Here is a 25,550-nt window from a genome sequence, read left to right on the forward strand (position 1 = left end):
ATCAGATGATTCCATCTGATCGGATGATACTTTAGCCGCGCAGAATGGTCCGCCCGGCGAAGCGACCCGCGATGTCGAGTTCCGCCTCGATGCGGATCAGCTGGTTATACTTCGCCACCCGGTCCGACCGCGCCAGCGACCCGGTCTTGATCTGCCCGGCATTGGTCGCCACCGCGATATCGGCGATCGTCGCATCCTCGGTCTCGCCCGAACGATGGCTGATCACCGCCGTCATCCCCGCCCGCTGCGCCAGTTCCACCGCTTCCAGCGTCTCGCTCAGCGTGCCGATCTGGTTCACCTTGATCAGGATCGAATTGGCCGACTTCGCCGCGATCCCGCGCCGCAGCCGTGTCGGGTTGGTGACGAACAGATCGTCGCCCACCACCTGCATGGCGCCGCCGAGTGTGCTTGTGAAATGCGCCCAGCCCTCCCAGTCATCCTCTGAAAGCGGATCCTCGACCGAGATGATCGGAAAGCTCTTCGCCAGTGCCGCGATATAGTCGGTCATCCCCCCGGCATCGAGCACCTTGCCCTCGCCCTCAAGGTGATACCTGCCGTCCTTGTAGAATTCGGTCGCCGCGCAATCGAGCGCGAAGGCAATGTCCTCGCCGGCCCGGTATCCAGCAGCCTCGACGGCGCGCGTCATGAAGCCCAGCGCCTCCTCGGCCGATTTCAGCCCAGGCGCGAACCCGCCCTCATCACCGACATTGGTGTTGTGCCCGGCATCGTGCAGGATCTTCTTCAGCGCCTGGAACACTTCCGAGCCCATCCGCACCGCCTCGGCGATGCTCGCGGCCCCCACCGGCTGGATCATGAATTCCTGGATGTCGATCGGGTTGTCCGCGTGCTTGCCGCCATTGATGATGTTCATCATCGGCACCGGCAGGGTGCGGGCATAGACCCCGCCGAGATAGCGGTAGAGCGGCAGCCCGATCTCGTCCGCCGCCGCCTTGGCGACGGCGAGCGAAACGCCGAGAATCGCATTCGCCCCAAGGCGGGACTTGTTGGGCGTCCCGTCGAGATCGATCATTGTCTCGTCGATTGCGACCTGCTCGCTGGCATCCATCCCGCCGATCGCATCGAAGATCTCGCCCTCGACCGCCTCGACCGCGCGTTGCACGCCCTTGCCGCCGAACCGCGCCGGCTCACCATCGCGCAACTCGACGGCCTCATGCGCCCCGGTCGAGGCACCGGAGGGCACAGCGGCGCGTCCCATCGCGCCCGAATCCAGGATGACATCGACCTCGACGGTCGGATTGCCGCGGCTGTCGAGAATTTCCCGTGCGGTGATATCGGCGATGGCGCTCATCTGATCTCCCCTTTTGCAGTGCAACCGGGGCATACGCGCAAGGGCGGCCCGGCGCAATCAGCGGAGCAAAAACATCCCCTCGACCTCGACCGCCGCGTTGAGCGGCAGCGAGGCGACGCCCACGGTCGAGCGCGCATGCCGCCCCGCCTCGCCGAAAATCTCCACCGCGAGGTCCGATGCCCCGTTCATCACTTTCGCGTGCTCGGCGAAATCCGCCGTCGCCGCAATGAACCCGCCGAGCCGCACCACCTGGGCAACTGCATCGAGTCCGCCCTCGACATGCGCCTCGATCTGCGCGAGCACGTTGATAAAACAGGCCCGCGCTGCCGCAGTCCCGTCCTCGACCGTCACTCCGTCGCCGAGCTTTCCCGTCACCACGAGCTTGCCGCCCGCGAGCGGCAACTGCCCGCTGACGATCGCCATTCCACCGGCGACCACCACCGGCACGTAATTCGCCACGGCCTTCGCCGCGGGCGGAAGGGTTATGCCGTTCTCGGCGAGGCGCGCGCGTATATCCATGGATCAGCTCACGAGTTTCAGGACGGGACGCTGGCGCTTCGGCCGGCCGGTTCCGGTCTCCGGCAGGTCCAGCGGCAGCAGCGGAGCGGCGGCATCGACACCAGCCGCATCGTCGGCAAGGTCGAGCGCCGCGAGATCGGGCCGCTGCGAATAGGTCGCGGCCAGGTGCCGGAACACATAGTCGAGGAGCGAGGTCGCCTGGCTGATCATTGCGTCGCCTTCCACCGCGCCGGCGGGCGCGAAGCGGGTGAAGGCAAATTCATCGACGAATTCATCCAGAGGCACGCCATGCTGCAACCCGATGCTGACCGCGCCGGCGAACGCCTCGGCCATGCCGCGCAGCGTTGCGGAGTCCTTCGGTAGCGAGATCATGATCTCGCCCAGCCGCCCGTCCGGATATTCACCGGTGCGCAGGAATAGCCGGTGCCCGCCCACCGAAACCTTCTGGGTGTAGCCGCCGCGGCGCGCCGGCAGCTTGCCGCGCCCGGCGGAGGCCGCGCGCGGCGCGGGGAGGGACGGCACCTCGGGCAGGATGGCGCAGACCGGTGCGATGGCCTCGCGCATTGCGGCGATGCCGGCGGCATCGGTCACGCCGAACGGATCGGCGCCGGCCAGGCTCGCGGCCAGCGCCGACTCGGCCGTACGGCCGGAGGCGGCAAGCCGCGCCCGCGCCCAGCGGGCGAGCCCGCCCTCGGAGTCCAGCGCCGAGAGCGGTGCTGCGATCCCAACCGTCTCGACGTCGAGCAGCATCTCCACCGGCCCCGGCGGCAGCAGCCCGGTCAGGCTGCGATGCTGGCGCAGGCCGCACGCCAGGGCCCGCTCGCGCGCGTCGAGCAAGGCGGCGCGCAGGCCGGGCTGGGCGCAACTGGCGGGAACCGGAACCGGCGTGATGGCGCATCCCGGCGCGATGCCCCGCGCCAGCAGCCCGGCCGAGGCAATATCCGCATGGGCGGCGAGCAGCGCGCCGATCGTCGCGGCCACGTCGCGCGCCGTGGGGCTCGCGTAATCGATATCGAGGCGCGCCAGCAGCAGGGCGAGGTCGGCCATGCCGAGTGCGAGGCGCTGGGCCGAAGGTTGCGCCAGCGAGAGGGCGAGCACCGCGTGTTCGACCGCCTCGCCGAACGCGGCAGCGTCGAACATGCCGCTCTCGTCGAGGAACTGCGGCAGGTTGAAGACGAAGCCAGGCACCGGCTCGGCACGGCCCTGCCAGATGCCAGGGCTCGGCGCGGCGCGGCGCGTTGCGACCAGCCGGTGCAGCGTGGACGCGACATCCTCGCCGCGACCCAGACGCTCCGCGGCGGCGGCAAGCGGCGCGATCCAGGCATCGGCCGCCTGGTCGACCCCGATCATCGAGCGATCGGCGCGTAGCGCCACCAGCCCGGCGGCGGCCTGATCGCTCCAGTCGGCAGGAATGATGGCGGGTTCGGGTGCGGCATCGGGATCGATCCCGATCTCGACCCGTTTGAGCCGGATGCCGCGCCACGCGCGGTGCGGTGTCGGGCGATGCCTGCTGGCGGGATCCTTCCTCATGCCCTCAGCCTAACGTGTTCCTCATGGGGTTTCCAGCGGCGGTCGGCGTCATCTTGTGGAAAATTCAGGTCACGGCCACAAAATCTTGTGGATAAGCCGGGGGGCACATGTGCCGGCGCGCGGATGGACCGATCCGACCGTCTCCTGTATAGCAGGCGGCATGAACGAACACCGTGATACGGCAGATGCGTCAACGGTTCCGACGCTGGCTTCGCTCGGCGGTCTGCGCCGGCTGATCGCCAATCCCGGGCTGACGTTGCACACGCTTCGCCACGGCCTGATGGTAGGGCAGGACAGTTTCGGCAATCGCTATTTCGAGGAACGCAGGGCCAGCAGGCCCGACGGCCGCAAGCGCCGCTGGGTGATCTATGCCGGCGGCGCGCGGGAAGCCTCGCTGGTGCCGCCTGAATGGCATGCCTGGCTGCATTTCACGACCGACGCCCCGCTCTCCGAGGCTTCGCGCCGCCCCTGGCAGAAGCCGCACCAGCCGAATCTGACGGGAACGCCTGGTTCCTACCGGCCGCGCGGCCACGATTATCGCGGCGGCACGCGGGGGATGGCCACGGGCGATTACGAATCCTGGACGCCGGAAGGCTGAGCGGCAAGCTGCTGCGCCGGAAGCCGGAAAGGGTGAGATGAAGAATCGGGTATCGGAAATCATCGCGGGCCTGGTCGTGATCGTCGCGGCCGCCGTCTTTCTCGCCTATGCGGCGTCGCGAACGCGCACCGTCGGCGGCACGGGATATGACTTGCGCGCGAGTTTCGGCAGCATCGGTCCGCTCACCGTCGGCTCTCCGGTCAAGATCGCCGGCGTCACGATCGGCGAGGTGACCCGCACCTCGCTCGACCCGCAGACCTATGCCGCAATCGTACAGTTCCGCATCCAGCCGGACGTCAAGATTCCGAAGGATAGCAGCGCGGCGATCGAGAGCGCGTCGCTGCTGGGCAGCGATTATCTTTCGATCTCGCCCGGCGGTTCCGAAACCATGTTGAAGCCCGGCCAGGCAATCACCGCAACGCAGTCGGCCATCAACATCGAATCGCTGCTCGGCAAGTTCGTCTTCAGCGCCGCAAACCTGGCGACCTCGACAGCGAAGGCAAACGGCGGCGGCACTTCGGCACCGGCCCCGAAATGAGCCTCCGTCGCGCCGGCGCCGTCGTTCTGGTGGTCGCGATGTTCGCGGCGCTGCCGGGCCGCGGACTTGCGCAGTCCGGTCAATCGGTGGTGACAGTGCCGGAGGCTCCGCCCGTCGCCTCGGCGCCGAGCCCAGCCATGCCGGATGGCGCGCTGCCGGCGCCGGACCTGCCGAACGCGCCCACCTTGCCGGGTGACCAGGGCGGCGCCTTTGCAGGACCCCCAACCCCGAAAGGGTCGCAGGCGACGCCGCCTGCGCCGCCGAAACAGGTCAAGCCGATCTGGGATCCGCGCCAGGCCGCGATTCTCGATGTGCTCGAGAAGGCCGATGGCGCGGTGAACCGGATCATCGCGCCCGTCGGGTCGAGTTTCACCGAAGGCGCGCTGCGGGTGACGATCGGCGCCTGTGTCGTCCGCCCGGCCGACATGCCGCCGGACGCTGCGGTATACATGACAGTGCGGCACGGCATGGCTGCCCCCGACCTGTTCCGCGGCTGGCTGATCCGCTCCGAGCCCGGCGCCACCGTGGTGGGTGACGCTGCGGTGACATTCCGCCTCATCGGTTGTTCCGCTGGCTGATCGCGGATATTTGTCCGTTCCGGATTGGTAACTTAAATCGCAATGACCGATTGTTAACCGTTTCGGCGGTCACGCCGGCAGGATCCGTCATTGTAACGACATAATTCCGCACCAACCTTCCCAGCGATTACACAACCGCATGGAGGCCACATGACCCATCGCTCGATCCTCTGCACCGCGTGCTGCGCTGCCGCGCTCGCGCTTGGCATGCAGGCGGCGCGGGCCGCGAATCCGCCGCCCGTGACCGGACCCTATGTCGATCTCGGCATCGGCACCAACCTGATGCAGAACCAGAAATACGATTTTGCCCAGCCGAACGGGGCGCGGGGCGGCAATCTGCTGTTTCGCCCCGATTATGCCGGGCAGCTCGGCGTCGGCTACGGCCTCGGCAACGGGTTCCGGGTCGAGCTCGACACCAATTTCTTCCGTAACAACGCCGTGAAGGCCGACGACAATGTCGAGGGCAAGAACCGCGCCTATGGCGGGGTCAACACCTACGGCTTCATGGTCAACGGGTATTACGACATCCCGACCGGGACCAATTTCGTGCCCTTCATCGGCGCGGGCCTCGGGTATCAGTGGCAGAAGTTCCAGCATATCGGGGTGGCGGACCCGTCCGGCGACGTTTATGGCGGCACGTATGGCAGCCTGGCCTATGATCTCAGCGCCGGCGTCGCCTATGACCTGCCTCAGGTTCCGGGGCTCGCGGTAACGGCGCAATACCAGTACATGTCGCTGGTCCATAATCGGAAATACAATGATACCGGTGCCGTGCCGAATACCCAGATCAATGTCGGCCAGTCGGGCAATCACACGTTCCTGATCGGCCTGCGCTACGAGCTGTTCCCGCCTGCGCCGCCGGCTCCGGCCGCGGCTCCCGCGCCGACGCCGGTTGCGGCTCCGGCGCCGGCTCCGGCCCGCACTTACCTGGTGTTCTTCAACTGGGACAAGGCGAACCTGACGCCGCGGGCGCAGCAGATCGTCTCCGAGGCGGCGAAGGCGTCGCAGACCACGAAGGTGACGCGTCTGAACGTGAACGGCTATACCGATACCTCGGGTGCGCCGGCCTACAACATGAAGCTGTCGCTGCGCCGCGCGCACAACGTGGCGGCCCAGCTGGTTGCGGATGGCGTGTCGAAGAACGACATCGTGATCAAGGGCTATGGCGAGACGCACCTTCTGGTGCCGACCGGCCCGAATGTTCGCGAGCCGCAGAACCGCCGCGTGGAAATCATCCTCCACTGAGCAAGGCCTGCGGATCGGATCAGGAAACCCCGGCGGAAACGCCGGGGTTTTTCTGTCATTGGCCAAGGATCTGGGAAACGTCGTGATATTGTCACATCGCGTTCCGGTCTGTGGTTTTGGAGCAACACCAATCCGGAAATACGGGGCGTCAACGTTCAAGCCCTCCTGCATCGGCAGGGGCGATGCTAAATGTCCGTCGACGGAAGCTTAACCGTTCGATCAGCAAACAGGCTCCGGCGCACGAGGAGAGACGAAAATGAAATTGCGCACGACACTTCTGGCGGCGACGATCATCGCGGCTCCCGCCCTGGTTCCGGCGGCGGCGATGGCTCAGCCGGTCACCGGCCCCTATGTCAGCCTTGGCCTCGGCTACAACATCATGGGCAGCCGCAAGGTGAAAAGCATCTCGACGCCGTACGGGGATTTTGCCTCGGGGGCGCGTACCCTCTTCCACAACGGGTTCACCGGCGAGGCTTCGGTCGGCTACGGCTTCGGCAACGGCTTCCGCGTCGAACTCGAGGGCGACTATTTCCACAATCAGGCCGCGAAGGTCGACGGGAACGGCGCGCAGGCGGTGGTATCCGGCACCGAGCAGAAATACGGCTTCATGGCGAACGCCCTGTATGATTTCGATGTCGGCGTTCCCTATGTCTATCCGTATGTCGGTGCCGGCATCGGCTATCAGTGGCTGCAGTGGCGCAACGCCGGCGTGACGGGCGCGCGCTTCAACGGCACGCCCGGCGCCTTCGCCTACCAGGCGATCGCCGGTCTGGCCTTCCCGATCCCGGCCGCGCCGGGCCTGTCCGCCACCGTCGAATATCGCTACATGCGCACCATGGGCAGCGACAACTATCGCGCCACCGTCGGGGCTACACCGGTGACGATGAAGGTGGGCGACGAAGGCAATAATATGCTGATGGTCGGCCTGCGCTACGAGCTGTTCCCGCCTGCGCCGCCGGCTCCGGCCGCGGCTCCCGCGCCGACGCCGGTTGCGGCTCCGGCGCCGGCTCCGGCCCGCACTTACCTGGTGTTCTTCAACTGGGACAAGGCGAACCTGACGCCGCGGGCGCAGCAGATCGTCTCCGAGGCGGCGAAGGCGTCGCAGACCACGAAGGTGACGCGTCTGAACGTGAACGGCTATACCGATACCTCGGGTGCGCCGGCCTACAACATGAAGCTGTCGCTGCGCCGCGCGCACAACGTGGCGGCCCAGCTGGTTGCGGATGGCGTGTCGAAGAACGACATCGTGATCAAGGGCTATGGCGAGACGCACCTTCTGGTGCCGACCGGCCCGAATGTTCGCGAGCCGCAGAACCGCCGCGTGGAAATCATCCTCCACTGAGCAAGGCCTGCAGATCGGATCAGGAAACCCCGGCGGAAACGCCGGGGTTTTTTCATGCGTGGAACAAGGTCGCGAGGCGCTCGCGCCGGCTGGTCGTGATGCCGGAGGCGGCCAGGTAGGCGTCGATACCGCCCCAATCCCGGTCGATCGCGGTGAAGGCGCTGTCGAGATAGGCGGGATCGGTCCGGCCGAGCGCGTCGAGCGCGCCGGGATCGACCGTGTGGCCGAGCAGCTTGTTGAGGCTGCGCGCGATGTGCCTGGTTTCCTCGACGATATCGATGCGCCGGCCGGTTTCCTCATAATCGGCGAGGATCGCCTCCCGCCGCACGCCGAGAGCGGTGAGCAGCAGCGCGGTGGCGACGCCGGTTCGGTCCTTGCCGACATGGCAGTGCAGCAGGACCGGCACGCCCCAGCCGCTGGCCATCGCTTCTGTCGCGGCGGAAATCGTCGCGACGAGCAGGGCGGGCAGGCTGGCATAGAGATCGAGCATCGCCCGCCGCGCGCCCGCCGCACCGGGTTGGCCGGCAAGGCGCAGGATCAGCGTCTGCATGCCGGCGGCGCTATCGGTGCTGGCAGGCATCTCGATGATCCGCGCCGGGGCGAGTGTGGGCCAGCGCGAGGCGAAGCGCTTGCGTTCGCCGCTGCTGCGAAGGTCGCAGACCAGGCGGATGCCGAGCGCTTCGAGGCGCTTCAGGTCGGCCTCGTCGAGGCCGGACAGCTGGCCGGAGCGGAACAGCCGGCCCGGCCGCAGCGTGCCGCCCCCGGTCAGTGGCAGCGGGCCTACATCGCGGAAATTCGGCGCGTTGGCGAGGGTCGTCACGCTGGGATCAGTGCCGCGGCGTGTATTGCTCCATCCGGCGGAACTCGTCCGACTCGACGATGCCGCAGGTCAGCACGACGATCGGCTGCGCCGCCGGATTCTGGCGGGCGAAGGTGACCAGCGCCGTCTGGTCGGGCTGGCCGAGCACCTGATCGAACAAATGCTGGCTCGCGGCGCAGAAATCGGAACCCTGATGGATGCCGGCAGTGGACTGCGCGTTCGCGAGATTGGTCACGTAGCTGTCTTCGTAATGCTGATAGGCGCGCCCGTGCCGGGCCCGGAAATAAGCGTCCAGAACATGCTGCTCGCGCAGGATGTAGGGATGAAAGCGCGTCATGAACTGATCGTACTGGCTGCGCTGGCCACAGGTGAGGGCCGAGACCATCAGCGTGCTTTTCAGGCCGATGATGTCGAGCGCTTCCTGGTTCTGCGGCGTGACGCAGGCGGACGCATTGCCGGTAATGAACGCGGCGGCGAACAGGAGCGGGGCGATCCGGCGCATGCAACCTCCCAACGGAACAACAAAAGGCGGCCGCACAAGATCGCGACCGCCTTCAGATAGGCCCGGAAGCCTCGGGAAGTAAAGAAAGTTCAGGTTAAATTCCGTGTCAGGCGGCGATCTCGCTGAATTGCAGGACCGGCTGGACGTTGGTGAAGTTGGCGATGTCGCCCATCACCTCGGGGCCATGCGCCTGCACGGCCTTGCCGAAGGCCTCAAGGCTTTCGAACTGGAGCGTGGTGATGACGGCGTAGGGCGGAGCCGCGCCATCCGGCCCGTTGACGCCATGCAGCACGGTGGCGCCCTTGAGGCCCATCGATCCCCAGCGGTCGCCGACCAGCTTCATGTGCTTGTCGTGGTAATAGGTGGTGTCGAAGGTCGAGGTGGCGGTCTTCGGATACAGAACGGTAATCGCGATCATATGATGTCCTCCCTAGGCTTCAGTCTTGCCCGGGCACGGCGGCAATGCAAGGGGCGTGCGGGTTACACCCTGGCCACGCGCAGCGCGTTGGTCGTGCCGCTCTGGCCGAAGGGGACGCCGGCGACGACGACGATTTCTTCGCCCGGCTGGGCGAAGCCCTCCTGCCGCGCGACCTTCGCCGAAAGGGCGACAGCCTCGGTCATCGAGCCCACATCCTGCGTGACCACGGCATGCACGCCCCAGACCGCCGCGAGGCGGCGGGCGGTGTCCAGACTGGGTGTCAGGCCGATCACGGGGCAGTCCGGCCGCTCGCGGGCGACGCGCAGCGCGCTGGCGCCGGAACTGGTGAAGGCGACGATGGCGCGCGCGCCGATCGTGTGCGCGACCTGTTCGGCGGCACGGGCGATGGCATCGGCCGAGGAAGGTTCGGGGTCCGGCCGCTTGGCGTCGATCGTCCGCCGCCAATCATCGTCCCGCTCCACCCGGGCGACGATGCGGTCCATCATGTTCACCGCCTCGCGCGGATACTGGCCGGCGGCACTCTCGGCCGAGAGCATCACCGCATCGGCGCCGTCGAACACCGCGGTCGCCACGTCCGATGCCTCGGCGCGGGTGGGGGCGGGGGCGGAGATCATGCTCTCCAGCATCTGCGTCGCGACGACCACCGGCAGGCCGCGCTGCTGGGCGGCGCGGATGATGCGCTTCTGCACGATCGGCACTTCCTCGGGCGGCAGTTCGACGCCGAGATCGCCGCGTGCGACCATGACGGCATCCGTCGCGTCCATGATCTCGTCGAGATTGTCGAGCGCCTGGGGCTTTTCCATCTTGGTCATCACCAGGGCGCGGCCGGCGGCGATCTCCTTCGCCTCCAGCACGTCGGCGGCGCGCTGGACGAAGGACAGGCCGATATAGTCGATGCCGTGTTCGAGCGCGAAGGCGAGATCGGCGCGGTCCTTCTTCGTCAGCGCCGGGATCGGCAGCACCACGTCGGGCACGTTGACGCCCTTGCGGTCGGAGAGCGGGCCGCCGGTGACGACCTCGGTCAGCAGGTGGTCCTCGCGCTTGCGCAGCACCCGCAGGCGCAGCTTGCCGTCATCGAGCAGCAGGGTGGCGCCGATGCTGGCGGCCTCGATGATCTCGGGATGCGGCAGGTTGACGCGGCGGGTATCGCCGGGGGCGGGGTTGAGGTCGAGCTGGAATTCGGCGCCGGTCTGCAACTGCACGCGTCCGCCGCGAAACTGGCCGACGCGCAGCTTCGGCCCCTGCACGTCGGCGAGGATGCCGATCGGCCGGTCGAACTTCCGCTCCAGCGCGCGGATCATCTGCAGGCGCGCAAGGTGATCCTCATGCGTGCCGTGGCTGAAATTGAGCCGGAACACGTCGGCGCCGGTCTCGAAGAGCTGCGACAGTATCTCCGGCGTCGAACTTGCCGGCCCGATGGTTGCAACGATTTTCGTGCGCCGATGACGCCGCAGCCTGGATGCCATGCTGGTCCCCTCTGAATCTGTCCGCCTGCCAGGTCCCGATGACCGGGTTATCGTGTCGCGCCGTGACCGGCGTCGTGATAAACGTCTCTATGGCAAACATGCGCGGCGATGACCACCTGCCGCACGCGTAAGGAGACCGTTTCAATGGACAACGACCGATTCGACGATGCCACCCGCACCGAACTCGAGGCAGCGGCTTTCCGACGTCTGGTCGCGCATCTGCGCGAGCGGACGGATGTGCAGAATATCGACATGATGAACCTTGCCGGCTTCTGCCGGAACTGCCTCTCGCGCTGGTACCGCGAGGCGGCGGAGGCGCGCGGCCTGGAGCTGAGCGATCCGGATGCGCGCGAAATCGTGTACGGCATGCCCTACAAGGAATGGCAGGCGCGCCACCAGACCCCGGCCAGCGACGCGCAGAAGGCGGCCTTCGAGGTCGCGAGCCGGCAGGGGCATTGACCGGCGCGGGCGCGCGCTCTATCCCGCGCGTCCGACTGATCCGACGGAGGAGCACAGATGGCGTTCGATGCGGCAGAGACCCAGGAAGACAATGCGAGCCACGGCAATATCGCGGCCGACCGGCTGCGCAGCATCGTCGAGCGCATCGAGCGGCTCGAGGAGGAGCGCAAGGCGCTGGGCTCGGACATCAAGGACATCTATGCCGAGGCGAAATCGGCCGGCTTCGATGTCAAGGTGCTGCGTCAGCTCATCCGCCTGCGCAAGCAGGAGCCGGCCGAGGTCGAGGAGCAGGAAATGCTGATCGACGTCTATCGCCGCGCGCTCGGCATGTGAGTTGAGGGGGCGGCGCGCACCTGGCGCCGCCCGACCTGTGATCGCCGGCTCAGCCCCGGCGCAGCAGGGTTGCCGCTTCCACCGCGAAATAGGTGAGCACCCCGGCGGCGCCGGCGCGGCGGAAGCCCATCAGCGTTTCGAGAATGCCGCGCTCGCGGTCGAGCAGCCCGTGTTCCATCGCGGTGGCGAGCATCGCGTATTCGCCGCTCACCTGATAGGCGAAGGTCGGCACCGCGAAGCGCTCGTGCACGCGGCGGATGATGTCGAGATAGGGCATGCCCGGCTTGACCATCACCATGTCGGCGCCCTCGTCGATGTCCATCGCCACCTCGCGCAGCGCCTCGTCGGTGTTGGCGGGGTCCATTTGGTAGGTCTTCTTGTCGCCCTTCAGCGCCGCGTTGGAGCCGAGCGCCTCGCGGAACGGGCCGTAGAAGGCGGAGGCGTATTTGGCGGCGTAGCTCATGATCCGCGTGTCGATCAGCCCCTCGGAATCGAGGGCGGCGCGGATGCTGCCGATCCGCCCGTCCATCATGTCCGAGGGCGCGATCACGTCGATCCCGGCGAGCGCCTGGTTCACCGCCTGGCGTTCGAGGATCTCGACCGATTCGTCGTTGGCGACATAGCCCTCGCGCAGCACGCCGTCATGCCCGTGATCGGTATAGGGATCGAGCGCCACATCGCCGATCAGGCCGAGCTCGGGGAATTCGCGCTTGAGCAGCCGGGCGGCCTGGCAGATCAGGTTGTCCGGGTTCAGCGCCTCGGTGCCCTCGGGGTTCTTGAGCTCGGGCGGGGTGGCGGGAAACAGGGCGATGGCCGGAATGCCGAGCCGCGCCGCCGGCTCGACATGGGCGGCGAGGCGGTCGAGCCCGACCCGCACGACACCCGGCATGGTGGCGACCGGCGTCGGCTCGCCATCGCCGGCGCGGACGAAGATCGGCCAGATCAGATTGTCCACCGACAGCGTGGTCTCGGCGACCATGCGCCGCGTCCAGCCATCGCGGCGGTTGCGGCGCAGGCGGGTGGTCGGAAAGCTGCCGGTGATCATTGCTGCTCCTCGTGCTCGTTACACACCTAGTCGAATTGCGCATGGAAGGGGCCGGCGCAAGGGGCGCAGGCTGCGCTGCGCCTATGCGTTGCCGCCCTCGATCGCGTCGATCACCGCCGCCGTTACCTCGGCCGTGGTGGCATCGCCGCCGAGATCGCGGGTGCGGATGCCGGCCGCGGTCACCCGTTCCACCGCCGCCATCAGCCGCCGCGCCGCATCCGCCTCGCCGAGATGCTCCAGCATCTGCGACGCCGTCCAGAACGCGCCGACCGGATTGGCGATGCCCTTGCCGGTGATGTCGAAGGCGGAGCCGTGGATCGGCTCGAACATCGAGGGGTAGTTCCGCTCCGGGTTGACGTTCGCCGTCGGTGCAATGCCGATCGAGCCGGCGAGTGCGGCGGCGAGGTCGGAGAGGATGTCGGCGTGCAGGTTGGTCGCCACCACCGTGTCGATGCTCGCCGGGGCGTGCACCATGCGGACGGTCATCGCATCGACCAGCATCTTGTCCCACGTCACCTCCGGGAAATCGCGCGCTGTCTCGGCGGCGACCTCGTCCCACAGCACCATGCCGTGGCGCTGCGCGTTCGACTTGGTGACGACGGTGAGGTGCCTGCGCGGGCGCGACGCGGCGAGGGCGAAGGCGAAGCGCATGATCCGCGCGACGCCGGCGCGGGTGAAGATCGCCACCTCGGTCGCGACCTCCTCGGCGTGGCCGCGATGCGAGCGGCCGCCCTGGCCGGCATATTCGCCCTCGCTGTTCTCGCGCACGATCACCCAGTCGAGATCCGCCGGGGCGCAGGCGCGCAGCGGCGAGTCGAGGCCGCGCAGCACCCGGGTCGGGCGGACATTGGCATACTGGTCGAACCCCTGGCAGATCGCGAGGCGCAGACCCCAGAGGGTGACATGGTCGGCGATGTCCGGCGCGCCGACCGCGCCGAAATAGATTGCGTCGAACGCCTTCAGCCGTTCCAGCGCGCCGTCCGGCATCATCACCCCGTGGCGGCGGTAGTAATCCGAGCCGTAGTCGAACGCCTTGACGTCGAGCGCGAAGCCGCCGTCGCGGCGGGCGAGGGCGTCGAGCACGTCGAGCCCGGCACCGATCACTTCGGGGCCGATGCCGTCGCCGGGAATCGAGGCGATCCGGTAGGTCTTCATGGGCGCTTGCTCCTCTGCCCGTGGGTGAACCGTTGCGCGCCGGACCGGCTTGCCCGAAGGGCGGGCGCGGCGCATCGTCGGCTGCGGTAACATGTCTCGCGCCGGGGCAAAACCGGTGGCAGCGGAGGGCGTGCGGCGATGACGCGGGCAGGATGAAGACGGATGCGGGCATGATCGCCCTCGGGCATACGGGGTTTGCCGCCTGGCTCATCCTTGTCGGGCTCGGCTTCTTCTTCGGTCTGGCCTACGAGGATTTCAACGCCCGCGCTGGCAGAAGCAGGCCGGGCGGGGTGCGCAGCTTCCCGCTGCTGGCGCTGGCTGGCGGCGTGCTCTACGCGCTGGACCCCGCACCGCCGCTGCTGCTCGGCGTCGGGCTCGCCGTGCTCGGTCTCTGGCTCGGCCTCTATTACTGGCGCGGCATGGAGGAACTCGCCCCGGACGGCTCGCGCAATGTCGGGCTGATGGCACCGCTGTCGAACGTGCTCGCCTTCCTGATCGGCCCGCTGGCGCTGGCCGGGCCGTTCTGGATGGCGGTGGGGCTTACCGTCGCGGCGACGCTGCTGCTGACGGCGCGCGAGACGCTGCATTCGCTGGCGCGCGGGATCGACCTCGCCGAGATCGTCAATGCCGGGCGATTCCTGCTGATCACCGGCCTCGTGCTGCCGCTGCTGCCCGACCGGCCGGTGACGACGATCACCAGCGTCACCCCGTACGAGGCGTGGCTCGCGATGGTGGCGGTCTCGTCAATTTCCTATGCCAGCTATCTGCTGCGTCGCTATGTGGTGCCGCGCGGCTCGGGGCTCTTGGTCGCCTTTCTCGGCGGCATCTATTCCTCGACCGTGACCACCGTGGTGCTCGCCCGCCGCGCCGCCGCCGAGGCGGCGGCGGTGGTCGAGGCGCAGAGCGGCATCGTGCTGGCGAATGCGGTGATGTATCCGCGCCTGCTCGTGGTGATCCTTCTGTTCGATCCGGCGATGGCGCTATCGCTCGCGCCGTGGATGCTCGGGGTGGGCGCGCTCGGCGGGCTGATCGCACTCGTCTGGTATCGCCTGCGCAACCACGCGGCGACGGCGCCGCCGGCGATCGCCGATGTCTCCAACCCGCTCGGCCTCGGCACGGCGGCGACGTTCGGGGTGCTGTTCGTCGTCGTTTCCATCCTCGCCTCGGTGACGATGCGGGCCTATGGCAGTTCCGGCCTCTACACCCTGGCCGGGATCGTCGGCGTGACCGACATCAACCCGTTCATCATCAGCCTCGCGACGCATGGCGCGGGCGCGGCGCCGGACCCGGTGGAGATGGAAGCCGTGCTGATCGCGACCGGCTCGAACCACGTCTTCCAGGCGATCTATGCCAGCGCCTATTCCCGCTTCAGGACCGGCGCGCCGCTGGTGGCGTTCATGGCGCTGATGGCGGCGGCGAGCCTCGGCGCGGCCATTCTGATGCATTGACGCCGTTTATCGCCCGGGCGCAGGGTGTGGTGAGGCGTTCCAACCGCGACTGCGGAGGGATGTGATGGCTGAGAGCGGAACCCGGCATGCCGCCGCGGCGGCAAAGGCGCATCCGCCGCGGCTGCGGACGCGCACGGCCTGGCGGCGGATCGTTGCCGCGCGTTGCGCCGAGCTCGGCCGGGACGATGTGGACGATGTCGAATCGGTGCACCGGCGCCGGGTGGCGATCCGTCGGCTGCGCAGCGTGCTCGCTCTTTTCGCCCCCTGTCTCGACCGCGCCGAACGGCGGCGGTTCGACGCCGCGCTGCGCGAACTCGGCCGCGCATACAGCCCGGCGCGGGACTGGGACGTGGCGTGCCTGAGATCCTTCCCCGCGGCGATGAAGGGGGAGGTGGACGCGGCGGCGGCGGCGGCGGTGCTCGCGGCGTCGGACGCGGCGCGGCGACAGGCGCATGAGCGTCTGGCAGCGAGCGGGGCGGTGTCGGAATGCGCCGATCTCGCCCGGGACATCGCGCGCTGGGCAGCCGGGCCGTCCATCATCGCGCCGGACGCGACGAGCCGGCCGATCGACGTGCTGGCGCCTGAACTGCTCCGCCGGCTCGACCGGCGGGTGCGACGGCGCGGGCGGCGGATCGCCCGCCTGTCGGACAAGGAGTTGCACGCGCTGCGCAAGGCGCTGAAGCGGGCGAACTACGCCGCCGAGGCGCTGGAGGGTGTGGCGCCCGGCCTCGCACTCGGGGATTTCCGCGCCGCCGCCGCCGCGGTGCTCGACCAGCTCGGCCGGTTCAACGATGCCGGGGTCGCGCATGACCTTGCGGAAGAGCTTGCGGCTGACGATGTGCCTGTGGCGTCCCTTGTGCGGCGCTGGGCGACACGCCGCGCGCGGAAGGCGAAACGCCGTCTGGAACCGGCATGGCGGGACTATCGCGCCGCCTCCCGTCCCTGGAAGTGAGCCGCGCCGAGGTGGCGGTGGGGGGCGCAGCACTGGTATGATGCGCCGGCCCGAGTCGGCGCCGCTTGCGCGCCCGAACGCCAGATCGGAGTGATCGACATGGATATCCCGGCAGACTTTTCCGCTTCCCTTTCCTCCGTGATCGACACGATGGCGCCGATCTCGGCGCAGATCTGGGATGCAAAATACCGGCTGAAGGACGAGGCCGGCGAGCCGGTCGACCGCACCGTCGAGGACACATGGCGGCGTGTCGCCCGCGCCCTGGCGGAAACCGAGCGCGAGCCCTCAAGCTGGGAGGCGCCGTTCTACGAGGCGCTGCGCGATTTCCGCTTCGTCCCCGCCGGGCGGATCATTTCCGGCGCCGGCACGGCGCGGCGGGTAACGCTGTTCAACTGCTTCGTGATGGGCGACATCGAGGACGATCTCGGCCGGATCTTCGCCCATCTGCGCGAGGCGGCGCTGACCATGCAACAGGGCGGCGGCATCGGCTACGATTTCTCCTCGATCCGGCCCAAGGGCGCTGCGGTGCGCGGGGTCGGCGCCGATGCGTCGGGTCCGCTCTCGTTCATGGATGTGTGGGATTCGATGTGCCGCACCATTATGTCCGCCGGGGCGCGGCGCGGCGCGATGATGGCGACAATGCGCTGCGACCATCCCGACATCGAGGCCTTCATTGCCGCCAAGCGCGAGCCTGGGCGGCTGCGCAACTTCAACCTCTCGGTGCTCGTCACCGACGATTTCATGCGCGCGGTCGAGGCGGATGCGGCGTGGGATCTCGTGTTCGAGGGCAAGGTCTATCGCACGCTGCAGGCGCGGGCGCTGTGGGAGGCGATCACCCGCGCGACCTATGATTACGCCGAGCCGGGCGTGATCTTCATCGACCGGATCAACAAGCGCAACAACCTCTATTACTGCGAGACGATCCACGCGACCAATCCCTGCGGCGAGCAGCCGCTGCCGCCCTATGGCGCCTGCCTGCTCGGCTCGATCAACCTCGCGCGGCTGGTGCGCGATCCGTTCGGCTCCGGCGCGCGGATCGACGAGGCGGAGCTTGCCGAACTCGTCACCATTGCGGTCCGCATGCTGGACGACACGATCGACGCCTCCGGCTTCCCGCTGGAGGCGCAGCGCGAGGAGGCGGTGGCCAAACGGCGCGTCGGCCTCGGCATGACCGGGCTCGCCGATGCGCTGATGATGTGCGGCCTCCGCTACGGCACGCCGGAGGCCGCCGCGCGGGCCGGCGACTGGGCGCGGCAGATCGAGCGCGCCGCCTATCTCGCCTCCGCCGCACTCGCCGCCGAGAAGGGCGCGTTCCCGCTCTACGACGCCGCGCAATACCTCGCCGGCGAGACCATCGCCGGGCTCGACGAGGATGTCCGCGCCGCCATCGCCGCGCACGGAATCCGCAACGCGCTGCTTACCTCGGTCGCGCCGACGGGGACGATCTCGCTGCTGTCGGACAACGTGTCGAGCGGGGTCGAGCCGGTCTTCGCCCTGGCCTATACCCGCAAGGTGCTGCAACGCGATGGCAGCCGGCGCGAGGAGGAGGTCACCGACTACGCGCTGCGGCTGTTCCGCGCGAAGTTCGGCGAGGGGGCGCCGCTGCCCGCGCATTTCGTCACCGCGCAGGAGCTGACGCCGGCCGAACATGTGCGGATGCAGGCGGCAGTGCAGCGCCATGTCGACAGCGCGATCTCCAAGACGGTGAACGTGCCGGAGGATATCGGCTTCGAGGATTTCCAGGAGGTCTATCTCGACGCCTACCGCAGCGGCTGCAAGGGTTGCACCACCTATCGGCCGAACGCGGTGACCGGCTCGGTGCTGGAGGTCGCACCACCCGCGGATGCAAAGCCGGCGGTAGCCGCGCCCGCGACCACCGCCGCCGGGCTGCTGGTGCGCGCCGACAAGCTGATCGGTGCCACCTACAAGCTGCGCTGGCCGGATAGCGAGCACGCGATGTACGTCACGATCAACGACATCGAGCAGGACGGGATGCGCCGGCCGTTCGAGGTGTTCGTCAACTCGAAGAATCTCGAACATTACGCCTGGGTGGTGGCGTTGACGCGGATGATCTCGGCGGTGTTCCGCCGGGGCGGCGAGGTCGCTTTCGTGGCCGAGGAGCTGAAGCAGGTGTTCGACCCGCGCGGCGGGCAGTGGAGCGGCGGGCGCTACGTGCCCTCGCTGGTCGCGGCGATCGGCGACGTGATCGAGCGGCACATGGTCGAGACCGGGTTCCTGGTGCCGCCATCGAGCCAGCAGCGCGTGGCGGAAGCGCCGGCCACAACCCCGCTCGGCGCGCTCTGCCCGAAATGCAGCCAGCCCGGGCTGGTGCGCGAGGCGGGCTGCCTGAGCTGCCTGCATTGCGGCTGGTCGAAATGCGGCTGACGGGCCGGGCGTAAGCCTTATTCGGCGGCTTCGTCCAGAGCGCGGCGGGCGGTTGAGCCGCGGATGACGCAGCGCCCGCCGAGCACGGTCTTGCGCACCGGGGCTTCGGGCGCATCGAGCCTTTCGAGCAGAAGGCGCATCGCCTCCTCGCCGATCTGTGCCACCGGCTGTTCGATGACGGTGATGCCCGGACCGACGAGGTCGGTCCAGCTTTCATTGTCGAAACCGGCGATCGCGAGATCCTCCGGCATGCGCCGGCCGGTGGCGCGCAGGGCGCGGACCACGCCCATCAGCAGCAGGCCATTGCTGGCGATCACCGCCTCGGGCAGGTTGCCCTTTGCGAACCAGCGGGCGATTTCCTGCTCGGCAGCCTCGATGCTGGGGGCGATGAAGCGCGACGAGGGCGAGAGCCCGGCGCGGAGCATCGCCGCCTCGTAGCCGTCGCGCCGTTCCACACCGGTGGTGCTGGCATTGCCGAACAGCCCGGCGATGCGCCGGTAGCCCTGGCCGGCAAGGTGTTCGACCAGCATCGAGCCGGCGGCGAAATTGTCGAGCACCACGGCATCCTGCGCGCTGGCGCGGCCGGCGCGGTCGATCAGCACCATCGGAAAGGATGGGCGCGGACCCTGGTCGAGCCGCTCTACCGAGGCGCGGGTCGGCGCGAAGATCACCCCGGTGACGCGCTCCTGCTCCATGAGCTGGAGATACATCGCTTCCTTCTCGGGGTTCTCGTCGGTATTGCAGAGGATGACGCGCAGGCCGGCGCGGTAGGCGGCGTGCTCAACGGCGCGGGCGACGGCGGTGAAGAAGGGGTTCGAGATATCGGCGACAATCAGCCCGACCGTCTGCGACTCCTGCGAGCGAAGGCGGCGGGCGGACAGGTTGGGCCGGTAGCCGGTGCGGCGCACCGCCTCCTCGACCTTGTCGCGCAGCGCCGCACTGACGGGGCCGCCGCCGAGCGTGCGCGAGACCGTGGCGGGCGAAACCCCTGCGGCACGGGCCACATCCTTGATACTAACGGCCATCGGGGCGTTGTCTTTCGTGCCTGCCAGAGAAAAATTCTGGAAATCGTTCTCAGAAACTGAGCATGAAACTGGCTGTTTCCGCAAGGAAAAATCAGCAGGTCACCGAAAATTTTCCGGACTATCCAAGAATTTTGTTGACACAAAAACATGAAAACGTTTTCAGTCCGGCGCGCAGCAAACGAGGAAGCCGTCAATGCCAGTCTCCACGCAGAATGATCTGCTCCGCCGCGACCGGGTTAGGCTCGGCGCCTCGCCCGCCTCGAAGGCAGCGGCGATCGAGGAGGCCGCGCAGTTGCTGATCGCGTCCGGCTGCGTCGAGCCGGGATATGCGCAGAGCATGTTGCGCCGTGAAGCGGTCGCCAACACGTTCCTTGGTCACGGTGTCGTCATTCCGCACGGGATGGGCGAGGACCGGCACATGGTCCGGCGCGACGGCATCGCAGTGGTGCAGGTACCGGGCGGTGTGGAATGGGGGACGGGGCAGATGGCATGGCTCATCGTCGCCATCGCTGCGCGGGGCGACGCGCATATCGCCATCCTGCGCCGCCTTACCGCGCTGATGCAGGACGGAGAAAAACTCGCCGCGCTGGCAGTCGCGGAGGACGTGGACGAGATCGTCGCCGCCCTCGCGGGCGAGGCACCGCGCGCCGCTCCGGCCGCGCCGGAGGCCGATCTGGCGCACCGGTTCGACTTCGTGGTGGACTATCCCGCCGGGCTCCACGCGCGGCCGGCGACTGCCTGGGTGGAGGCGGTGCGGCAGAGCGGCCTCAGAGTACAGGTGCGGCATGGCGACGAGGTGGCAGACGGGCGCAACCTGGTGGCGCTGCTGCAGCTTGGCCTGCGCGCCGGCGACCGTGTGGTGGTTTCCGCCGAGGGGGATGACGCCGCAGCCGGGCTGGCGCGGCTACGCGCGCGGATGGACAGCCTCACCGCGCAGGAAGTGGCGGATGCGGCGAAGGCGGCGGCGCGCGGCACGGATGCGACGCGGGGTTGGACGCCACCCGGCCCTCTCGCGGCAATCGAGGGTATCGGCGCCAGTCCGGGCATCGCCATCGGCCGGCTGCATGTCGTCGCCGGCGGCGCGGTGGAGATTGCCGATGTGCCGGTGTCGCTGGCCGAGGGCGGGGCGCGGCTGGAGGCGGCACTCGCGGCGACGCGCCAGCAGCTTGCCGCCCTGGTCGACGATACCGCCCGCCGGCTCGGCGCCGCGGATGCGGCGATTTTCCGCGCCCAGGCGGAGCTGCTGAACGACGGCGACCTGATCACTCTGACCTGCCAGCTGATGGTCGAGGGGCATGGCCCGGCTTGGGCGTGGAACCAGGCGATCGAGCGGATGGCGGCGAGCCTGTCGGCGCTGGGCAACCCGGTGCTGGCTGGGCGGGCCGCCGATCTGCGGGATGTCGGCCGGCGTGTGCTGGCCTTGCTTGATCCGTCGGCCGTGCCCGGCTCGCTGCGGGATCTGCCGGCGGCCCCGTGCATCGTCGTCGCCGAGGAACTGTCGCCCTCGGACACTGCGGGGCTCGATCTGACGCTTGTGGTCGGGCTGGCGACGGCGCAGGGCGGGCCAACCTCACACACCGCCATCCTCGCCCGCACGCTCGGCCTGCCGGCGCTGGTTGCCGGCGGCGGCGCGCTGCTGGCAGCAGCCTCCGGCCAGATGGCGATTCTCGATGGCGCGGCGGGGCGGCTTTATCTCGATCCGCCGGAGCCGGCGATTGCCTCGGCGATCGCCTGGCGCGAGGCGATGCGCGCCCGGCAGGCGGAGGCGGCGCAGCAGCGCGGCGCGCCGGCGGTGACGCGGGATGGGCACCGAATCGAGATTGCCGCCAATGTCAACCGGCCCGACCAGGTGCGGACAGCCCTCGAGGCCGGCGGCGAGGGCGTCGGGCTGATGCGCACCGAGTTCCTGTTCCTCGAACGCGGCGCGACGCCGGACGAGGACGAGCAGGAGGCGGTCTACCGCGCGATGATCGCGGCGTTGGAAGGACGGCCCCTGATCATCCGCGCGCTCGATATCGGCGGCGACAAGCAGGTGGCGCATCTCGGCCTGCCGCGCGAGGAGAACCCCTTTCTCGGCGTGCGCGGGGCGCGGCTGCTGCTACGCCGGACTGACCTTCTGGAGCCGCAGCTGCGGGCGATCTATCGCGCGGCGATGGCGGGCGGGGATGTGTCCGTCATGTTCCCGATGGTGACGTCGGCGAGCGAGATCGTCCGGCTTCGCGCCGCCTGTGAGCGGATCCGCGCCGAGCTTGGCGCGCCGGTGCTGCCGGTGGGGATCATGATCGAGGTGCCCGCGGCGGCGGTCGCGGCGGACCGGCTCGCCGCACAGTGCGATTTCCTTTCGATCGGCACCAACGACCTGACGCAGTACGCGCTCGCAATCGACCGGCAGAACCCCGAGCTCGCCGCCGAGGCGGACAGCCTGCATCCCGCCGTGCTGCGCCTGATCGCGCAGACGGTGGCGGGGGCGGCGAAGCACGGTCGCTGGGTCGGCGTGTGCGGCGGCATTGCAGGTGATCCGTTCGGTGCGGCGCTGCTCGCTGGACTCGGGGTGAACGAGCTGTCGATGACGCCGCGCGACATCGCTGCCGTCAAGGCGCGATTGCGGGACTCGCGCTTCGACGAGCTGCGGGCGCTGGCGGCGCGCGCGCTCGATGCCGCGACGGCGGACGAGGTGCGCGCGCTGGATGCGGGAGCGCAGCGATGAGCCCGGTGATCACGCTGACGCTGAACCCGGCGATCGATGAGACGATCCTGCTCGACCGGCTGTCCCCCGGCACGGTCCACCGGGCGCGGTCGGTTGCCTTCCATGCCGGGGGCAAGGGCGTGAATGTCGCGAGCTGCCTGGCCGACTGGGGCGGGATTCCGGTCATCGCCGCCGGGCTGCTCGGCCGCGCCAACGAGGCGCCGTTCGCCCGGCTGTTCGCGTTGAAGGCGATCCGCGACGAATGCCTTCGCGTGCCGGGCGAGACGCGCACCAACGTCAAGCTCGCGCATGCAGGCGAGACCACCGACATCAACCTGCCGGGGCTTGAGGTGACGGCGGAGTCGGTGCGCGCGGTCAGGGAACGGCTGCTCGGTCTCGCGGCGCCGGGATCGGTCGTGCTTCTCGCCGGCAGCCTGCCGGCGGGGGTCGACGAGGGGCTTTACGCCGAGTTGACCGCTTCCCTCGCGGCGCGCGGCGCGCGCGTGCTGCTGGACAGTTCCGGCCCGCCACTCGCCCGCGCGCTGGCGGGCGGCACGCCGCCCTGGTGCATCAAGCCGAACCGCGCCGAGCTCGAGGCGCTGGCCGGGCGGCGCCTGCCGGATGCGGTAACGGTGCGCGATGCGGCGCGCGGGCTGCTCGGGCGAGGGGTGGCGCTGGTCGCTGTCTCGCTCGGTGCCGAGGGAGCGCTGTTCGTCACCGGCGAGGACTGCCTGCACGCGGCACTGCCGCCGATGCGGGCCGCCAGCACCGTCGGCGCCGGGGATGCGATGGTCGCCGGGATCATCGCCGGAATTCACGCGGGCGAGGGGATCGAAGGGATCGCCCGGCTGGGGACGGCCTTTGCCGCCGCCAAGCTGCGCGCACCGGGGGCGAACCTGCCGGAGCGCGCCGTGGTCGAGGCGCTGGCCGGCGCGGTGATCATTCAATACGAGGGAGTGAACGCAGCATGAGCGACATCGTCGCGATCATCGCCGGCGGGGAGGGCACCGTCACCCGCGTCCTCGCGGCCGAGGCGCTGCGCCGGGCGGCGCGGGAGGCGGGACACGATATCGAGATCGAGGTGCGGACCGGCGAGGGTGTGCTCGATCCGCTCGCCGCGAGCCGGATCGCTGTGGCGGGGGTAGCGATAGAGGTCGGCGGGAGTGAAGCGGGCGATCCGCGCTTCGCCGGAAAGGCAACGATCCGCGCGACGCTGGCCGACGTGCTGGCGGATGCCGCCGCCGTGCTCGGCCGCGCGGCGGGGACGATGCCGCCCGGCGGGCGGAGGATCGTCGCGATCACCTCCTGTCCGACCGGCATCGCCCATACGTTCATGGCGGCCGAGGGGCTGTTGCAGGCGGCGAAGGCGCTCGGCCACGAGATCCGCGTCGAGACCCAGGGGTCGGTCGGGGCGGGAACGCCATTGACGGAAGACGAGATCGCGGCGGCGGATATCGTTCTGATCGCCGCCGATCGGCAGGTCGATCTCGGGCGGTTCGGCGGCAAGCGCGTGTTCCAGAGCGGCACCAAGCCGGCGATCAACGACGGCAAGGCGCTGATCGCCCGCGCGCTGGACGAGGCGGAATTGCAGGGTGGCACGGCTCGGCCGGCGGCCCGCACCGGCGCGCGGAAGCCGAGGACCGGGCCCTACAAGCACCTGATGACGGGCGTGTCGTTCATGATTCCGTTCGTCACCGCGGGCGGGCTGCTGATCGCGCTGGCCTTCGCCTTCGGCGGCATTCATGCGACCGATGCCGCCCAGGCGCACAGTTTCGCCGGCGCCTTGTTCGAGATCGGTGCGAAATCGGCCTTCACGCTGTTCGTGCCGGTGCTCGGCGGTTACATCGCCTATTCGATCGCCGACCGTCCGGGCCTCGCGCCGGGGATGATTGGCGGGCTGCTCGCCTCGCTGACCGGGGCGGGGTTTCTCGGCGCGATCCTGGCCGGCTTCATCGGCGGCTATGCGACGCGCTGGCTGAACGAGATTCTGCGCCTGCCGCGCGGCCTGCAGGGGCTGAAACCGGTGCTGCTGCTGCCGGTGCTCGGCACGCTCTTCACCGGGCTGCTGATGATCTACGTCATCGGCCGTCCGGTGGCCGAATTGCTCCACCTGATGACGCATGTCCTGCGCTCGATGCAGGGATCGAGCGCGTTGGCGCTCGGCCTGCTTCTTGGCGCGATGATGGCGTTCGACATGGGCGGGCCCGTGAACAAGGCGGCCTATACGTTCTCGGTCGGCCTGCTGTCGGCGCAGGTCTACACGCCGATGGCCGCGGTGATGGCGGCGGGGATGACGCCGCCGCTCGGCATCGCGCTGGCGACCCGGCTGTTCGCCAGCCGGTTCAACACGCTCGAACGTGAGTCTGGGCTGTCGACCGGCGTGCTGGGCCTTTCCTTCATCACCGAGGGGGCGATTCCCTACGCGGCCGAGGATCCGTTCCGGGTCATTCCCTGCACCATGACCGGATCGGCGATCGCCGGGGCGATTTCCATGGTGGCCGATGTGAAGCTCCGCGTGCCGCATGGCGGGGTATTCGTGCTGCCGATCCCGAACGCGGTGACGCATCTCGGGCTCTATGTGGTCGCCATCGTCGCCGGATCGATGGTGACGGCGGTGATGCTCGGGCTGGTCAAGAAGCCGGCGGGCGAGGCCGACGGGTAAGCCGCGCGGGATTGCCGCATGCGGCAGCGCGGGGTAGGCATGGCGCTGCCCGCCGAAGACAGGACCGCCCATGCCCGATACGACACCGCCGCTTCCCGGCATCGACCAGCTTCGCGCCCTCATGGAGTCGGACGTCACGCTCGCGATGGGGCGGACGCTCGGGTTCCACCTGGTCGAGATCGGCGAGGGGCGGGTGGTGTTCGAGGGCACGCCGGGGCGCGAGGTATATAATCCGCTCGGCACGGTGCATGGCGGCTATGCCGCGACGTTGCTCGACTCCGCCTGCGGCTGCGCGGTCCATACCATGCTCACCGCCGAGCAGGCCTATTCGACGCTGGAACTCAAGGTGTCCTACCACCGCGCGATGACGGCGGAGACCGGCACGGTGCGGGCGGTCGGCACGGTGATCTCGCTTGGCCGCCGCGCTGGCTTCTCGGAGGCGAGACTGACCGATGCGAGCGGCCGGCTGTACGCCTCGGCCACCTCGACCCTCATCATCATGCAGCGCTGAGGA

General features: G+C 68.9%; 24 protein-coding genes. 14 read left to right on the forward strand and 10 right to left on the reverse strand.

The window, feature by feature from the left end; genetic code table 11:
* Window positions 1-31: 31 nt before the first annotated feature.
* Genes eno through ACMV_RS00930 form a run of 3 tightly spaced genes read right to left on the reverse strand, consistent with a single transcriptional unit; the run spans window position 32 to window position 3,358 of the window.
* Window positions 32-1,309: a phosphopyruvate hydratase gene (gene eno / locus ACMV_RS00920; RefSeq protein WP_013639232.1), complete on the reverse strand. Its 1,278-nt coding sequence runs from the start codon at window positions 1,307-1,309 to the stop codon at window positions 32-34.
* Between the two features lie 57 nt (window positions 1,310-1,366).
* Window positions 1,367-1,828, reverse strand: coding sequence for a RidA family protein (locus ACMV_RS00925; protein ID WP_013639233.1), 462 nt, complete (start codon window positions 1,826-1,828; stop codon window positions 1,367-1,369).
* Window positions 1,829-1,831: 3 nt separating this feature from the next.
* Window positions 1,832-3,358, reverse strand: coding sequence for a TSCPD domain-containing protein (locus tag ACMV_RS00930; RefSeq protein WP_013639234.1), 1,527 nt, complete (start codon window positions 3,356-3,358; stop codon window positions 1,832-1,834).
* Between the two features lie 160 nt (window positions 3,359-3,518).
* On the opposite strand from ACMV_RS00930, the gene ACMV_RS00935 reads away from it, so the two are divergent.
* From ACMV_RS00935 to ACMV_RS00955, 5 genes are all read left to right on the forward strand, one after another.
* On the forward strand, window positions 3,519-3,956 hold the full coding sequence (locus tag ACMV_RS00935) for an NADH:ubiquinone oxidoreductase subunit NDUFA12 (RefSeq protein ID WP_256363798.1): 438 nt from the start codon (window positions 3,519-3,521) through the stop codon (window positions 3,954-3,956).
* 37 nt (window positions 3,957-3,993) lie between these two features.
* Entirely contained in the window at window positions 3,994-4,494 is a 501-nt protein-coding gene (mlaD, locus tag ACMV_RS00940; RefSeq protein WP_011941327.1) for an outer membrane lipid asymmetry maintenance protein MlaD, read from the forward strand.
* Window positions 4,491-5,072, forward strand: a complete 582-nt coding sequence (locus ACMV_RS00945) for a DUF2155 domain-containing protein (protein WP_013639235.1) — start codon at window positions 4,491-4,493, stop codon at window positions 5,070-5,072. Before mlaD ends, ACMV_RS00945 begins: the two co-directional genes overlap by 4 nt.
* Before the next feature lie 150 nt (window positions 5,073-5,222).
* The gene (locus ACMV_RS00950) at window positions 5,223-6,317 is read left to right on the forward strand and encodes an OmpA family protein (protein ID WP_011941328.1); all 1,095 of its coding nucleotides are present in this window, start codon (window positions 5,223-5,225) and stop codon (window positions 6,315-6,317) included.
* 256 nt (window positions 6,318-6,573) lie between these two features.
* Window positions 6,574-7,659: an OmpA family protein gene (locus ACMV_RS00955; RefSeq protein ID WP_013639236.1), complete on the forward strand. Its 1,086-nt coding sequence runs from the start codon at window positions 6,574-6,576 to the stop codon at window positions 7,657-7,659.
* Between the two features lie 52 nt (window positions 7,660-7,711).
* On the opposite strand, the gene ACMV_RS00960 is transcribed toward ACMV_RS00955, so the two are convergent.
* The 4 genes from ACMV_RS00960 to pyk form a co-directional block, all read right to left on the reverse strand.
* The gene (locus ACMV_RS00960; RefSeq protein ID WP_013639237.1) at window positions 7,712-8,479 is read right to left on the reverse strand and encodes a tyrosine-protein phosphatase; all 768 of its coding nucleotides are present in this window, start codon (window positions 8,477-8,479) and stop codon (window positions 7,712-7,714) included.
* A 7-nt stretch (window positions 8,480-8,486) separates the two neighbouring features.
* On the reverse strand, window positions 8,487-8,981 hold the full coding sequence (locus ACMV_RS00965) for a hypothetical protein (protein ID WP_011941331.1): 495 nt from the start codon (window positions 8,979-8,981) through the stop codon (window positions 8,487-8,489).
* A gap of 106 nt (window positions 8,982-9,087) precedes the next feature.
* Window positions 9,088-9,399, reverse strand: a complete 312-nt coding sequence (locus ACMV_RS00970; RefSeq protein WP_007422241.1) for an EthD family reductase — start codon at window positions 9,397-9,399, stop codon at window positions 9,088-9,090.
* 62 nt (window positions 9,400-9,461) lie between these two features.
* A complete protein-coding gene (pyk, locus tag ACMV_RS00975) occupies window positions 9,462-10,886 on the reverse strand; it encodes a pyruvate kinase (protein WP_011941332.1) in 1,425 nt (474 codons plus the stop codon).
* Window positions 10,887-11,030: 144 nt separating this feature from the next.
* Between pyk and ACMV_RS00980 the strand changes: the two genes are divergently transcribed.
* Window positions 11,031-11,345: a DUF1244 domain-containing protein gene (locus tag ACMV_RS00980; RefSeq protein WP_007422239.1), complete on the forward strand. Its 315-nt coding sequence runs from the start codon at window positions 11,031-11,033 to the stop codon at window positions 11,343-11,345.
* 57 nt (window positions 11,346-11,402) lie between these two features.
* Window positions 11,403-11,678 (forward strand): DUF2312 domain-containing protein, encoded by a 276-nt coding sequence (locus ACMV_RS00985; RefSeq protein WP_007422238.1) that lies wholly within the window; start codon window positions 11,403-11,405, stop codon window positions 11,676-11,678.
* Window positions 11,679-11,727: 49 nt separating this feature from the next.
* On the opposite strand, the gene hemB is transcribed toward ACMV_RS00985, so the two are convergent.
* Together hemB and ACMV_RS00995 are read right to left on the reverse strand one after the other, a co-directional pair.
* Window positions 11,728-12,723 carry a porphobilinogen synthase gene (hemB, locus tag ACMV_RS00990; protein WP_007422237.1) on the reverse strand — a complete coding sequence of 332 codons (996 nt, stop codon included), beginning with the start codon at window positions 12,721-12,723 and terminating at the stop codon, window positions 11,728-11,730.
* 81 nt (window positions 12,724-12,804) lie between these two features.
* Window positions 12,805-13,878, reverse strand: coding sequence for a tartrate dehydrogenase (locus ACMV_RS00995; RefSeq protein ID WP_013639238.1), 1,074 nt, complete (start codon window positions 13,876-13,878; stop codon window positions 12,805-12,807).
* A gap of 170 nt (window positions 13,879-14,048) precedes the next feature.
* On the opposite strand from ACMV_RS00995, the gene ACMV_RS01000 reads away from it, so the two are divergent.
* The 3 genes from ACMV_RS01000 (at window position 14,049) to ACMV_RS01010 (ending at window position 18,663) form a co-directional block, all read left to right on the forward strand.
* A complete protein-coding gene (locus ACMV_RS01000) occupies window positions 14,049-15,326 on the forward strand; it encodes an MgtC/SapB family protein (protein ID WP_231844457.1) in 1,278 nt (425 codons plus the stop codon).
* Between the two features lie 64 nt (window positions 15,327-15,390).
* Window positions 15,391-16,278, forward strand: a complete 888-nt coding sequence (locus ACMV_RS01005) for a CHAD domain-containing protein (RefSeq protein WP_013639240.1) — start codon at window positions 15,391-15,393, stop codon at window positions 16,276-16,278.
* A gap of 99 nt (window positions 16,279-16,377) precedes the next feature.
* On the forward strand, window positions 16,378-18,663 hold the full coding sequence (locus ACMV_RS01010; RefSeq protein ID WP_013639241.1) for an adenosylcobalamin-dependent ribonucleoside-diphosphate reductase: 2,286 nt from the start codon (window positions 16,378-16,380) through the stop codon (window positions 18,661-18,663).
* 17 nt (window positions 18,664-18,680) lie between these two features.
* Here ACMV_RS01010 and ACMV_RS01015 read toward each other — a convergent pair whose 3' ends face one another.
* The gene (locus ACMV_RS01015) at window positions 18,681-19,688 is read right to left on the reverse strand and encodes a LacI family DNA-binding transcriptional regulator (RefSeq protein ID WP_007422232.1); all 1,008 of its coding nucleotides are present in this window, start codon (window positions 19,686-19,688) and stop codon (window positions 18,681-18,683) included.
* A gap of 193 nt (window positions 19,689-19,881) precedes the next feature.
* On the opposite strand from ACMV_RS01015, the gene ptsP reads away from it, so the two are divergent.
* From ptsP to ACMV_RS01035, 4 genes are all read left to right on the forward strand, one after another.
* Window positions 19,882-22,395: a phosphoenolpyruvate--protein phosphotransferase gene (ptsP, locus tag ACMV_RS01020; protein ID WP_013639242.1), complete on the forward strand. Its 2,514-nt coding sequence runs from the start codon at window positions 19,882-19,884 to the stop codon at window positions 22,393-22,395.
* Window positions 22,392-23,345, forward strand: a complete 954-nt coding sequence (pfkB, locus tag ACMV_RS01025) for a 1-phosphofructokinase (RefSeq protein ID WP_013639243.1) — start codon at window positions 22,392-22,394, stop codon at window positions 23,343-23,345. The genes ptsP and pfkB overlap by 4 nt, the downstream gene beginning before the upstream one ends.
* Window positions 23,342-25,036 (forward strand): PTS fructose transporter subunit IIC, encoded by a 1,695-nt coding sequence (locus ACMV_RS01030; protein ID WP_013639244.1) that lies wholly within the window; start codon window positions 23,342-23,344, stop codon window positions 25,034-25,036. Before pfkB ends, ACMV_RS01030 begins: the two co-directional genes overlap by 4 nt.
* Before the next feature lie 70 nt (window positions 25,037-25,106).
* Window positions 25,107-25,547 (forward strand): PaaI family thioesterase, encoded by a 441-nt coding sequence (locus tag ACMV_RS01035; protein WP_007422228.1) that lies wholly within the window; start codon window positions 25,107-25,109, stop codon window positions 25,545-25,547.
* Window positions 25,548-25,550 lie beyond the last annotated feature (3 nt).

This window comes from Acidiphilium multivorum AIU301 (assembly GCF_000202835.1).
GTDB lineage: Bacteria > Pseudomonadota > Alphaproteobacteria > Acetobacterales > Acetobacteraceae > Acidiphilium > Acidiphilium multivorum.